Here is a 12,305-nt window from a genome sequence, read left to right as displayed (position 1 = left end):
GACCCATCAGCGGAAGTCCATTGATCCATCAGCAATTTGCGATGGTTTTGGGCAAGCGTCTGGCGCATAGCGTTGGGCCATGGCTACCGAACCCGATCAGCTCGATGCAGACGCCAAGGCCCGCCGCGGCTTCCTCCTGGCGCTGGGCGCCTATCTGCTGTGGGGGCTGCTGCCCTTCTACATGAAGGCTGTCGCGCATCTGCCGCTGATCGAGGTCATCTCCCACCGCATCGTCTGGTCGGTGCCGATCGCGGCATGCGTGCTGGTCTGGGCCGGCCGCACAGCCGATTTCAAGGCGGCGATCCGTTCGCCGAAAAGCATCGCCATGGCTGCGCTGACAGCGACGCTGATCTCGGTCAACTGGGGCATCTATGTCTGGGCGATATCCGTCGACCGCACCGTCGAGACCGCGCTTGGCTATTACATCAATCCGCTGGTGGTGGTCGTGGTCGGCGCGCTCCTGCTCGGTGAGCGGCTCGACCGGCTGCAGATCGCGGCGGTGGCGCTGGCCGCCATCGCGGTGACCGTGCTCACCATCGAGGCCGGCAAGCTGCCCTGGGTGTCGCTGGCGCTCGCCTTCTCGTTCGCCGCCTACGGCTTTTTCCGCAAGACGCTGCCGATCGGCCCGAGCCAGGGCTTTTTGCTCGAAGTGCTTTTGCTGTCGGTGCCGGCGCTTTGCTATATCGCCTACCTGATCGCCACCGGGCAGGACCATTTTGTCTCGGGCAACGGCACCGATACCGCGCTGCTGATCGGCTGCGGCCCGGTCACCGCCGTGCCGCTTCTGCTCTTCGCCTTCGGCGCCAGGCTGTTGCGGCTCTCGACCATCGGCATCATGCAGTACATCGCGCCGACCATGGTCTTCCTGATCGCCGTGCTGGCCTTCAACGAGCCGTTCGGCACAACGCAGGCCATCGCCTTCGCGCTGATCTGGACGGCGCTGGCGATGTACAGCTGGTCGATGTTCAGGGGCCGCGAGGTTCGCCAACCGGCGCCGGCGGCAAGATAGAAGCGGTTTTCCGTCCGGAACTGCATGAAACGAGGAGGGGCGCGCCCGATGTACGTTCTGCACATTGGCAACAAGAACTATTCCTCCTGGTCGCTGCGGCCATGGGTGCTGATGCGCACCCTCGACATTCCCTTCGAGGAGCGACTGACGCCGTTTCCGACCGGATCCAGTTTCAGCCTTTTTCGGTCGTTCTCGCCCAATGGCCGAGTGCCGTGCCTGGTCGATGATGGCTGGGCGGTCTGGGATTCGCTCAGCATCGTCGAATATCTGGCCGAGCGCCATCAGGACGTGTGGCCGGCGGACGCCAGGGCGCGTGCCTGGGCGCGCTCGGCCGCAGCCGAAATGCATTCGAGCTTCACCGCGCTCCGCAACCTCTGCCCGATGAGCTGCGGCGTGCGCGTCGAGCCGTTCCCGATGTCCGATGCGCTGAAGCAGGATCTCTTCCGTCTGAGCGATCTTTGGAATGACGGCCTCGCCCGCTTCGGCGGCCCGTTCCTGGCCGGCGACCGCTTCACCGCCGCCGATGCCTTCTTTGCGCCGGTGGCGTTCCGGGCGCAGTCCTATGGGCTCGAATTCGAGGGCGCTGCGGCCGCCTATCCGAAGCGGCTGCTCGACCTGCCTGCGATGCGCGAATGGTACGCGGCGGGCCTTGCCGAGACATGGCGCGAGCCCGAGCACGAAGCGGAAGTCCGCGCCGCCGGCGCCATCGTCGAGGATCTGCGGGCGACGGCGTAGGTCGCGCCTATACCCGCCCGAGCCGCCTGACGAACAGATAGACGGCGCCGGCGACCAGCAGCGACAGCGCCGTCACCACCCAAAAGCCCATCGGCGAATCCAGCAGCGGCAGGCCGCCGACATTCATGCCGAACAGACCTGAAATAATGGTCATCGGCAAAAGCACCGCCGTCATCACCGACAAGATGTAGAGCAACTGGTTGGACTGCATCGTCAGCTTGGCCATAAGCTCGTCCTGCAGCAGCCTTGTACGTGCCTGCAGCTGCTCGCCGTCGTGATAGAGCGTGTGCGCCCGGTGCGAGAGTCTTGCGGCCATGTCGTTGACCGCATCGGGCAGATCGTTGCGGTGCGAATGGTCGAGATGCCGAAACAGGCTGGTCAGCGTCGCCATCTGCCGGTGGATCACCACGAGCTGCCGGCGCGCGTCGACCAGCGCCTGCCGCTCGCTGTGCCATGCGTCGCAAACGATGCGGTCCTCGATGCCGTCGAGCGTCTCGGAAAGGCCGCCGAGTTCGGCCGCCATGCCGTCCAGAGACTGGCCCATCACCGCCTCGATCAGCTCGGCCGGCGAGCGGAATTTTCGCGTGCCGTTCTCCACCGCCTTGCGGATGGTGTCGACCGACTGCAGCGGCTGCTTGCGGGCGCCGATCAGCATCCTGTCGTTGAGCGCGAAGCGGAAATGGCCAAGCCCGCGCGCCTCGGCCGAATAGTCGTGGCGCAGGTCCGGCAGATCGCCATAGAGCCAATCGTCCTCGAGGTCGATGTGGCAGCCGTGGCTGGCGCTAAGGAAGGCTTCGCGCACGGGAGGCGGCAGCGCCTGCTCGCCGGCGATCTCCTGGCGCGCGCGTATGTCGGAGATCTGATAGCTGCGCCAGGTCCAGTGCGCGTCGGCGGCATCCTTGGTGCGCATGCCCTCGGCGGTGAAATGATAGAGGAAGAACAGCCCGTGCTCGTCGGGCAGATAGGGCGACAGGCTCTTGTCTTCCGAGGCGAGGGCGATGTTCATGGCGGCTTTGCCGGATCTTGTAACGGTCCAGGTCGCTGGGGCGGCCAAGCCAGGTTTCTAGCATGGCCGCCGCCGTTGCGTGTGACGGTTCCGTGACGCTGGAAGCTGTGCACGGAACCGCGATCCCTGTGATGGTTGGCCAGCCATCCCCGCCTGGCATGCGTTGCATATGCCGCCTGCGGTAGTCAGTGCAGATAGCCAAGCAGCCACAGAATGAGGATGATGGGCAATGGTATTCCGATGAGCCAGAGCAATGCGCCTCGCAGCATGACGATCTCCTGAATTGCTGTTGTCTGAGCCAACGCTAACGCTGCGGCTTGGTTCCGAGACGTAAATCTGGTGCAGTGGCTCGGCAGGCGGGGGGAACCGATGCTCAAATGGGGCGCAATCCTGGGCGTGATCGGCTTTCTTGGCGGCTTCGTTGGCCCGGTCATCTTCACGCCCGAAGCCAATCAAGGTCCGTTGCTCGGCATCTTCGTCACCGGCCCGCTCGGCTTCGTCCTTGGTCTGATCGTGGGGTTCGTGCTGTCGCTGCGGGCGGGCTGATGACAGAGCCTGCCTTGTCCCTGTCGCCGGTCGCGGCAAGGGCGCGTTGGGGCGATCACAACGCCGCGGACCAGTCTCTCTCTCGTTACGGGCCATTAATTCCAGCCTGCTACTCCAGGCTGTGTCCGACCGGCCATGACAAATGGGGGCAGCCATGGGCCAGCGCGCATTCATCACTTTGCTCATCCTGCTGGCGCTGTTTGTGGCGCTCTCGGCAACGCCGTTTCCGGGCGCGATGATCGGCTTTTTCTTCGGGGTCGCGGTTGCCTTCTTCATTGCCGGGCCGACGATGCTGATCGGCCAGGCACTGGAAAAGGCCGGCATGCCGGTGAGCGGCACGGCGGTTCTGTGGGCGCTGGGCGGTCTCTACGGGCTGCTCGTCCTTGCCGCGGCCTTCCAGATATGGCGACTGCTGCAGCAGCAGAACCCGGACGCGGCGCGATCGGCCGGGCTGCGGCTGGCGCTGCTCATCGCGCTGCCTTCGATTGCCTGGCTTTCCGTAAACGCAATGAAGAATGCCTGGCCGTGAGGTCTGGGCTGGGGTGATGTGAACTGGCAAGATCGACCATTCCTACCGGACGCGATCCGGGAGGCGAGGGCCAGGCGATGACTTTGCTTCAGTTCGATGTCACCGGCGAACAAGTCTCGGACGATGAAACGGAAGAGGTCATCCGCAAGGCGGAGCCGCATCGCGACCTGATACGCTACCGCCCCGGCGGCAGTGCGTTGTTCGTCCGAGTGAGGGTGAACATGGCGCTTCTGCGGGTTGCCGCTTCGCTGCCTATCCTGCTCCTGAAGCTCACCCCGCGGGCAAACGAATTGACGCCGCGTGACGCCCTGCTGACACCCAAGGGGTCGAGCCGGAACTACGCGTTTTTCGAAAGACTGTGTGAGGACCTGGTCACCGCGAGCTGCCCCGCATGCTACATCGCGGAGCAGCATGGCGATGGGCGCCGGGACTTCTACTTTGCGACCGAGGATGTCGTCGGCTTCCAGCGGATCGCCCGCGCCACCGTCGAGGCGTCGGCCTTTCCACTCGCCGTCGAACGGCATTCGCTTGGCGCGGTGGCGGCGCTTATTCTTCCTGCCGAGGCGATTGGCGACCTCAATCTGGAAATCGCCGCGAGCGCCCGCATCCGGCCGACGCGCTTCGAGTTCTGGGGGGCGGAGACTTCCCCGGCAAAGCTCCGCGCCGAACTCGAAAAGCGCGGCTATCGCTTCCTTGGTGTCGAGGCCTTCGCGCGCGAATTGCACATGGTCAAGGATGTGCCGATCGATGGTGAGGGATTCGGGTCGGTGCTGAAGGAGATTGTTCCCCTGGCCCGGTCGCTGCAATGCAGCTATCGCGGCACCGAGACGGTCGAGGGGCACGAGCAGTTTCTGCTCACCAACCCCTTGCCCGAGCGCTACACCGCACCTCGAGCAAGCATTTTCCGTCGCATGTTTGGTCGTGGAGGTTCATGAGCGCCGCCGATTTCACGGCGGCACTCATCTCCAGCTCTCGGCCGCCTCAGCGCTTCGGGCCGAAGCCCGGATAAGGGTTGAGCGGTACGATCGCGGCGATATCCATCATGCCGGCCTTGACCAGCGGTAGCGTGGCGAGATGGCCGCGCACCTCGGCGTCGTCGGCCGCCTCGAACATAATGCCGCTGCCGGGAATGTCGCCGCGGTTCCACACCTGGCGCACCGCGCCATCTGCATAGAGCGTTCGCCGCTGCTCGGCCTCACCGGGCAGCAGCGGCGCGAAATCGGCGTCGCTGAACTTCTGGGTGTTGCGGGTGAGAAGGGCAAAGAACTGCATGGCTGTCTCCTAAAGGTCCTGGTTGGGATGGCGGGATTGTCGCCTCCGCTGGTCAGACAGTCCAAGACTGATTAGGCTAAAGTTGAGACCCTGAGGGACTAGCCGCAAGGAGCGAAAATGTTCGATCTGCGCCAGCTCCGTTATTTCGTGACGGTTGCCGAGACGGGCAATGTCGGCCGCGCCGCCGAATTGCTGCACATCTCGCAATCGCCGCTCAGTCGGCAGATCATCCAGCTCGAGGAGCAGCTCGGCGTCGCCCTGTTCGAGCGTGCAAAGCAGCGGGTGCATCTCAATGCCGAGGGCCAGGCTTTCCTTGTCGAGGCGAGGGCGCTGCTGGCGGGTGCAAAGCGGCTGGAGACGTTCGGCCGGGATCTTGCGGCGGGAACTGCCGGCCGCCTTGCCATCGGCTATGTCGAGGGCGCGGTGCATGCGGGGATCGTCGCCGGCATGCTGAGACAGTTCCGCCGCGACCGGCCGCAACTGAACCTCAGCCTGATGAGCCTGCGCTCGGCCGCGCAACTGGAGGGGCTGCGCCAGCGCACGCTCGATCTCGGCCTGGTCTATTCGCCGCCGCCGGCCGACTATCCCGAAATCGCCTCGACGCTCGTCCGGCGCGAGCCGCTGGTGCTGGCGATTCCCGAGGGCGACGCGCTCACCGCCGTTCTCGACATTCGCCCGCATCATCTCGACGGCCGCACCTGGATCACCGTGGTACGCCAGCCGGCCGACACCAACCGCGGCCAGTTCCTCGCCGCCTGCATCGAGGCCCGGCTTCGTGCCCGACATCGCCTATGAAACGGCCGATCCGCTGACCTCGCTCGGCCTCGTCGGCGCCGGCCTCGGCCTGGCGACGGTGCAGGAGAGCCTGCGCAGCGCGGCGCCGCGGGGATCGTCTTCCGCGATCTGCCCTGGTTCGAGCGCAGCGTGTCGATCTACCTCGTCTGGCGTCGGCAGGATCGGCGGGCGGTGATCGGGGATTTGAGGAAGGCAGTAGGCAATGGATAGTAGGAACTAGGCAGTAGGCACTGTTTTCCCCTACTGCCTTACATCTTGTCTATCACCGACTGCACGCCCTCCGTCGGCGCGTCGACGGACGAGCCTGCCACCATGATGGCGGCGACGATCGCTTCGGGATCCTCGACCACCAGCGGCTTCACCCGGTGCGCGGTGTGGATGAAGCCTTCGCTGCTCATATGGTCGAGCAGCGCCAGCATCGGGTCCCAGAACCCCTTGATGTTGGCAAAGACGATCGGCTTGCGATGATGGCCGAGCTGGCCCCAGGTCATGATCTCGACGATCTCCTCGACCGTGCCGATGCCGCCCGGCAGCGCCACAAAGGCGTCGGATTTTTCGAACATCCTGTGCTTGCGCTCGTGCATGTTGTCGGTGATCACGAGCTCGTCGAGCCGGTCAAGCGCGGTCTCCGTTGCTTCCCTGTTGATGAGGAAGCGGGGAATGATGCCCGTCACCTTGCCGCCGGCCTTGAGCGCGCCCTCGGCGACGGCGCCCATGATGCCCTTGGTGCCGCCACCATAGACCAGCCTGAGGCCGGATTTGGCGAGCGAGCGGCCGAGCAGGTGGCCGGCCTTGACGTAGGTTGCATCGCGGCCCGGAGACGAACCGCAATAGACGCAGACGGATCGAATCGTGTTCATGCCGATGATTGGTGATAGGGACGGCAGGCATGGTCAAGCCCGGGACAGGCTTTTTCTTGGCCGGCCGTTTTTCTTGTGGGACTCGCTAAAACACGCTAGACCGGCGTTAGGTGGCTAAGGGGCAGTCAAAAATGGCAATTAATCCATTGAAGGCGTTGTTGTTTACTGCGGGCGGCGCCGTCGCCGCGGCGGGAACCGCCTATGTGTCGGGCGCGCTCGATCCGTATCTCAATCGCACGCCGCCGGCTGAGATCGCGGCGCTGGCGCCGGGCGAGACCAAGCCGGCAGAAACCAAGCCGTCAGATCCGGGCACCGAGGGCCGCCTTCCGGCCGCGCCGGCACCGGCCACCGTCGCTATGGCTCCGGCCGCGCCATCCGCTCCTGCTGCGCCTGCGGCTGAGGCTCCCGCGGCGCCTGCCACGCCGCCCGCCACGGCCGGTTCGGTCGCGCCGACCTTCGATGTCGTGCGCGTCGAAAGCAATGGTTCGATCGTCGTCGCCGGCAATGCGGCGCCCAATTCCAAGGTCGAAATCCTAAACGGCGCGACCGTGATTGGCTCGACCGTCGCCGGTCCCGACGGCGCCTTCGCCATCGTTCTCGACGATCCGCTGAAGCCCGGCGATTACACCATCACGCTGCGCTCGACGACCGGCGACGTCGTCACCGCTTCGGTGCAGACCGCTGTCGTTTCGATCCCGCAGAATCCGGCCGGCCAGGTGCTGGCGATGGTCGAGGAGCCGGGCAAGCCGTCCGAACTGCTCACCGTCCCGGCGCCGGAGACCAAGCCCGCGGCGCCCGCCACCGGCGACCAGGCGGCCGCCCCTGCGGCGGAAGCGCCCGCAGCCACCACGCCAGCGCCGGCAACACCGGCTCCGGCCGCGCCGGCGGCCGTGGAAGCGGCACCTGCACCCGCTGCTCCGGCAACGGCGCCCGCAGCGCCGGCGGCCGAACCCAAGATCGTCGTCGAAGCGGTCGAGATCGACGGCAACAAAATCTTCGTCGCCGGCACGGCCGATCCCGGCCTCAAGGTGCGCGCCTATGCCAACGATATCCTGCTCGGCGACGCCCAGACCTCGCCCGACGGTCATTTCCTGATCGAGGCCACCCGCGACATTCCGGTCGGCAGCTACACCATCCATGTCGATGGCCTGGGCGACGACGGCGTGAAGGTGGTGGCCCGCGCCGCCGTGCCGTTCGAGCGCGAGCCTGGCGAGTCGGTCGCCGCCGTGGCGCCCGCCGCAACCAAGCCTGCTGAGGCAAAGCCCGCCGAGACGAAGCCCGCCGCGCCGGCGACAGCGGCCGAGGCGCCTGCTGCCCCGGCGGCCGAACCCGCCGCGCCCGCAACGACCGCCGAGGCGCCCGATGCTCCTGCGGCCGAGGCGCCGGCCAAGGTCGCGGCGGCGACTCCGGACGTGCCGGAGACGGTGGCACCCAAGCTCGAACACGCCGACGGCGCCGTCATCATCCGCCGCAAAGACACGCTGTGGCGCATTTCGCGGCGCGTCTATGGCCACGGCGTGCGCTACTCCACCATCTATCTCGCCAACCAGGACCAGATCAGGGATCCCGACCGCATCTGGCCCGGCCAGGTGTTCAAGGTTCCCGGCAAGTCGAAGGAAGGCGAGGCCGCCGACATGAAGGCGATGGGCGACCAGATGACGACGGCGCCGACGAAGACGGAGTAGGAGTTCGGCGATTGGCCAATCTCCCCCTTGCTGGGGCGATGACCCTACTACCCACCAGCCTGGCTTGCCCTGTCATCGTTCATCGTCTATCGCCGATGAACGATGACAGAATCCCTGGTTGAATCCGCTCCTGCGAACAGCGCTCATCCCGCCTGCGCCCCCGACAGCCGCGCCGTCGCAGCGCGGTTCGCGGCGCTTTCGCATCCGGCGCGCATCGAGATCCTCAGGCACCTCGCCGCCAGCCGTTCCTGCTGCTGTCGCGAGGTGGTCGACCATCTCGACCTCGCCCAGTCCACCGTCTCGCAACATCTGAAGATCCTGGTCGAGGCCGGACTGGTCCGTTTCGAGCCCGACCGCCAGCGCTCGCGCTACGAAGTCGACCACGCGGCGCTCGCCGATGTCTCGGCATCGCTCTCGGCGCTGGTCAAATCCTGCTGCACCGTCGGCTAGAACAAGAAGGCAAAAAGAATGGCCGGAAAAACCGTCTCCGATTCCTTGACCCTCGCGACGTTACGCAATCTGTGGCCCTATATGTGGCCGGCGGACCGCGCCGACCTGAGGGCGCGCGTCACCTGGGCAACGCTGCTGCTGGTCGTCGCCAAGGTGACACTGGTCGCCGGCCCGTATTTTTTCAAATGGGCGACCGACGCGCTGGCCGGCGCCGCGAAGACGCCGCCGCCGCTGCCGTCCTTCCTGCTTGCGCCGGTCATGCTCGTCGTCGCCTACAATGTGCTGAGGCTGGTGCAGCTCGGCTTCAACCAGCTGCGCGACGCGCTGTTTGCCCGTGTCGGCCAGTATGCGGTGCGCCAGCTCGCCTTCCGTACCTTCGTCCACATGCACCAGCTGTCGCTGCGCTTCCATCTCGAGCGCCGCACCGGCGGCCTGTCGCGCATCATCGAGCGCGGCACCAAGGGCATCGAGACGATTGTGCGCTTCATCATGCTGAATACGGCGCCGACCATCCTCGAATTCGCGCTGACCGCCGGCATCTTCGCCTTCACCTATGGCTGGAAATATGTGGCCGTGGTCGCTGTCACCGTCTGGGTCTATGTCTGGTTCACGGTCAAGGCCAGTGACTGGCGCATCTCGATCCGCCGCGATATGAACGACAGCGACACCGACGCCAACACCAAGGCGATCGACTCGCTGCTCAATTTCGAGACGGTCAAGTATTTCACCAATGAGGCCATGGAAGCCGAGCGTTTCGACCGCTCGATGGCGCGCTACGAGATCGCCGCCACCCGCACCTGGACCTCGCTCGGCTGGCTGAATTTCGGCCAGGGCGTCATCTTCGGCCTCGGCACCGTCATCGTCATGTGCATGTCGGCGCGGGAAGTGCAGGCCGGCACGCAGAGTGTCGGCGACTTCGTGTTCATCAACGCCATGCTGATGCAGCTTTCCGTCCCGCTCAACTTCATCGGCTTCATCTATCGCGAGATCCGCCAGGGGCTGACCGACATCGAGCACATGTTCGACCTGCTCGACGTGCCGCAGGAAATCGTCGACAAGCCGGACGCCAGGCCTTTGCTGGTCGGCGCGGGCAAGGTCGAGTTCCGCGACGTGCATTTCTCCTACGATCCGAACCGCAAGATCCTGAAGGGCGTCTCCTTCGAGGTGCCGGCGGGCAAGACGGTCGCCATCGTCGGCCCATCCGGCGCCGGCAAGTCGACCATCTCCAGGCTGCTGTTCCGCTTCTACGACGTGCAGGGCGGGCAGGTGCTGATCGACGGCCAGGACATCAGGGACGTCACCCAGGAGAGCCTGCGCGCGGTGCTCGGCATGGTGCCGCAGGATACCGTGCTCTTCAACGACACCATCGCCTACAACATCCGCTATGGCCGCGTCGGCGCCAGCGAGGAGGAAGTGCGCAAGGCGGCCGAGCTCGCCCAGATCGGCCCCTTCATCCAGAAACTGCCCGAGGGCTACCGCTCGATGGTCGGCGAGCGCGGACTGAAGCTCTCCGGCGGCGAGAAGCAGCGCGTGGCGATCGCCCGCACGATTTTGAAGGCCCCGCCGATCCTGATGCTCGACGAGGCGACCTCGGCGCTGGACACCCAGACCGAGCAGGAGATCCAGGCAGCCCTCGACCTCGTCAGCAAGGGCCGCACCACCATCGTCATTGCCCACCGCCTGTCGACGGTGATCTCGGCCGACGAGATCATCGTGCTCAAGGACGGCCAGATCGCCGAACGCGGCACCCATGCCGCGCTGCTGCGCAAGGATGGCCTCTACGCCTCGATGTGGGACCGCCAGCGCGAGGCGACCGAGGCCGAGGAGAGGCTGCGCGTTGCCCGCGAGAGCGACGAGCTGGGCGTCATCGTGCGGAGAAGGACGTCGGAGGTTAGTTAGCGCCTCTTCCTTCTCCCCTTGCGGGAGAAGGTGTCGCCGAAGGCGACGGATGAGGAGTGTTCCAGCTTGGCGATATGTTGAAATCGCTGCAGCCGCGTTTCTTCCAGCACCCCTCATCCGTTTCGGCGCTGCGCGCCCATCCCCTTCTCCCACAGGGGGGAGAAGGGGATGTCGGCGCAAAAAATCCCCTTGACCTCAACTTACCTTGCAAACCGTCTCCGAGCCCCTGCGAAACGAGCCTTTCCAGAACGGAGACAGATCGAAATGAGCAAGACAAATCAAGGCAATGGCAGCGTGTTCCGGGTCGACAAGTTTGTCGTTCCGGCGGCGGCTCGCGAGGAGATCATCGGCAAGGTCCGGATGACCCACGAACTGCTGCGCCAGCAGAGCGGCTTCGTGCAGGACTTCCTGCTCGAGCAGTTCTCCGGGCCGGGCGAGTTCAACCTCGTCACCATCGTCGAATGGGAAAGCCAGGCAGCGGTCGACAAGGTGGTGCCGATCGTCAAGGCCGCGCACGAGCGCATCGCCTTCAGCCCGCAGGAGACGATCGCCCGGCTCGGCGTCAGGGCCGATATCGCCAACTATCAGCGTTTGCCGGAACTGTAGGCAGGCCAACCCGCGCCAGGTGCCGGCGCTTCGACGCTCAGCACCTGGCCGGTACGGGCATCGCTGATCATGTGCTCGAAGCCGCGCCATTCGGCGGCGGCGATATAGAGCGTCCTGCCGTCAGGCCCGCCCAGCATGCAGGCAAAGCAGCCGCGATCGGCCTCGACCCTGTCGAGCTTCATGCCGCCTTCGCGCACCCTGACGCAGTGTTGGTTGGGCACGTCGGCGTACCAGACGCAGCCCTCGGCATCGATGCATATGCCGTCGGGATAGTCGCCGCCGAGGTCCGCCCAGACGCGGCGGCGGGCAAGGCTGCCGTCTTCGGCGATGTCGAAGGCGGTCAGCCGGTTGGCGTGCGACTCCGCAACGATCAGCGTCCTGTTGTCCGGCGTCACCGCCATGCCGTTGGCGAAGGCGATGTTTTCGGCCACCTGGCGGATCGTGCCGTCCGGCCGGATCAGCACGATCGTGCCCGGTCCGAAATGTTCGCCCGGCGCCGGTGCCGGCCCGCCGCCATTGACGTAGATGTTGCCGCGCCCGTCGACGACGATCTCGTTCCACGGGCTTTTCGACAGCGGCCTGAGATCGGCATGGGTGGCGAGCGTTCCATCAGCCTCCTGCCGCAGCAGAAGCCCTACCCGGCCGGAAACGACGAGCAATCGCCCATCCGCCAGCCAGTCGATCGAATAGGGCAGGGTGGCCGGTATTGTGAGCATGATTTCGCTGTTGCCGTCCGCATCCACCGCGACGATCTCGCCCGTGCCCCAGTTGCAGACCCACAGCCGTCCGTCATGCCAGCGCGGCGACTCGCCAAAGGCGAGACCCTCGATGATGAGATTGGCATCAATTGCAGACGATTTCGGCGATGGCATTTGGCGGGCTCCCTGGGCGAGTTGTCTAGCCAAGGACGAGT

General features: G+C 65.6%; 15 protein-coding genes. 11 read left to right on the top strand and 4 right to left on the bottom strand.

Annotated features, from left to right (window positions below; translation table 11 throughout):
* Window positions 1–79 precede the first annotated feature (79 nt).
* Window positions 80–1,009: an EamA family transporter RarD gene (gene rarD, locus EN786_RS06030; protein ID WP_127284302.1), complete on the top strand. Its 930-nt coding sequence runs from the start codon at window positions 80–82 to the stop codon at window positions 1,007–1,009.
* Between the two features lie 48 nt (window positions 1,010–1,057).
* On the top strand, window positions 1,058–1,744 hold the full coding sequence (locus tag EN786_RS06025) for a glutathione S-transferase family protein (RefSeq protein ID WP_127284301.1): 687 nt from the start codon (window positions 1,058–1,060) through the stop codon (window positions 1,742–1,744).
* Between the two features lie 7 nt (window positions 1,745–1,751).
* Here the strand turns inward: EN786_RS06025 and EN786_RS06020 are convergent, their stop codons facing one another.
* Window positions 1,752–2,750, bottom strand: coding sequence for a transporter (locus EN786_RS06020; RefSeq protein WP_127284300.1), 999 nt, complete (start codon window positions 2,748–2,750; stop codon window positions 1,752–1,754).
* A gap of 339 nt (window positions 2,751–3,089) precedes the next feature.
* On the opposite strand from EN786_RS06020, the gene EN786_RS37560 reads away from it, so the two are divergent.
* From EN786_RS37560 to EN786_RS06010, 3 genes are all read left to right on the top strand, one after another.
* On the top strand, window positions 3,090–3,296 hold the full coding sequence (locus EN786_RS37560) for a hypothetical protein (RefSeq protein WP_127310474.1): 207 nt from the start codon (window positions 3,090–3,092) through the stop codon (window positions 3,294–3,296).
* Window positions 3,297–3,450: 154 nt separating this feature from the next.
* Window positions 3,451–3,825 (top strand): hypothetical protein, encoded by a 375-nt coding sequence (locus tag EN786_RS06015; RefSeq protein WP_127284299.1) that lies wholly within the window; start codon window positions 3,451–3,453, stop codon window positions 3,823–3,825.
* A 77-nt stretch (window positions 3,826–3,902) separates the two neighbouring features.
* Window positions 3,903–4,760, top strand: a complete 858-nt coding sequence (locus EN786_RS06010; RefSeq protein WP_127310475.1) for a hypothetical protein — start codon at window positions 3,903–3,905, stop codon at window positions 4,758–4,760.
* 46 nt (window positions 4,761–4,806) lie between these two features.
* Here the strand turns inward: EN786_RS06010 and EN786_RS06005 are convergent, their stop codons facing one another.
* Window positions 4,807–5,097 carry a muconolactone Delta-isomerase family protein gene (locus EN786_RS06005; protein ID WP_127284297.1) on the bottom strand — a complete coding sequence of 97 codons (291 nt, stop codon included), beginning with the start codon at window positions 5,095–5,097 and terminating at the stop codon, window positions 4,807–4,809.
* 117 nt (window positions 5,098–5,214) lie between these two features.
* Between EN786_RS06005 and EN786_RS06000 the strand changes: the two genes are divergently transcribed.
* Complete coding sequence (locus EN786_RS06000) at window positions 5,215–5,892, top strand: LysR family transcriptional regulator (RefSeq protein WP_245478303.1); 678 nt, start codon at window positions 5,215–5,217, stop codon at window positions 5,890–5,892.
* Complete coding sequence (locus EN786_RS38510) at window positions 5,873–6,067, top strand: hypothetical protein (RefSeq protein ID WP_245478304.1); 195 nt, start codon at window positions 5,873–5,875, stop codon at window positions 6,065–6,067. Before EN786_RS06000 ends, EN786_RS38510 begins: the two co-directional genes overlap by 20 nt.
* 73 nt (window positions 6,068–6,140) lie before the next feature.
* Here the strand turns inward: EN786_RS38510 and EN786_RS05995 are convergent, their stop codons facing one another.
* Window positions 6,141–6,752, bottom strand: coding sequence for a TIGR00730 family Rossman fold protein (locus EN786_RS05995; protein WP_127284295.1), 612 nt, complete (start codon window positions 6,750–6,752; stop codon window positions 6,141–6,143).
* A gap of 131 nt (window positions 6,753–6,883) precedes the next feature.
* Between EN786_RS05995 and EN786_RS05990 the strand changes: the two genes are divergently transcribed.
* The 4 genes from EN786_RS05990 (at window position 6,884) to EN786_RS05975 (ending at window position 11,392) form a co-directional block, all read left to right on the top strand.
* Window positions 6,884–8,437 carry a LysM peptidoglycan-binding domain-containing protein gene (locus EN786_RS05990; protein WP_127284294.1) on the top strand — a complete coding sequence of 518 codons (1,554 nt, stop codon included), beginning with the start codon at window positions 6,884–6,886 and terminating at the stop codon, window positions 8,435–8,437.
* A 102-nt stretch (window positions 8,438–8,539) separates the two neighbouring features.
* Window positions 8,540–8,887 (top strand): metalloregulator ArsR/SmtB family transcription factor, encoded by a 348-nt coding sequence (locus EN786_RS05985; RefSeq protein ID WP_127284293.1) that lies wholly within the window; start codon window positions 8,540–8,542, stop codon window positions 8,885–8,887.
* Between the two features lie 18 nt (window positions 8,888–8,905).
* Entirely contained in the window at window positions 8,906–10,786 is a 1,881-nt protein-coding gene (locus EN786_RS05980; protein ID WP_127284292.1) for an ABC transporter ATP-binding protein/permease, read from the top strand.
* A gap of 264 nt (window positions 10,787–11,050) precedes the next feature.
* Window positions 11,051–11,392, top strand: a complete 342-nt coding sequence (locus EN786_RS05975) for an antibiotic biosynthesis monooxygenase (protein ID WP_127284291.1) — start codon at window positions 11,051–11,053, stop codon at window positions 11,390–11,392.
* On the opposite strand, the gene EN786_RS05970 is transcribed toward EN786_RS05975, so the two are convergent.
* Window positions 11,371–12,264, bottom strand: a complete 894-nt coding sequence (locus tag EN786_RS05970; protein WP_127310847.1) for an SMP-30/gluconolactonase/LRE family protein — start codon at window positions 12,262–12,264, stop codon at window positions 11,371–11,373. The two genes, EN786_RS05975 and EN786_RS05970, sit on opposite strands and share 22 nt — an antisense overlap.
* Between the last annotated feature and the right edge of the window lie 41 nt (window positions 12,265–12,305).

The sequence above is a fragment of the Mesorhizobium sp. M4B.F.Ca.ET.143.01.1.1 genome, assembly GCF_004792275.1.
GTDB classification, from domain to species: domain Bacteria; phylum Pseudomonadota; class Alphaproteobacteria; order Rhizobiales; family Rhizobiaceae; genus Mesorhizobium; species Mesorhizobium abyssinicae.
The sequence above is the reverse complement of the archived record's forward strand: the minus strand, read 5'-3'. Positions and strand labels throughout refer to the sequence as shown.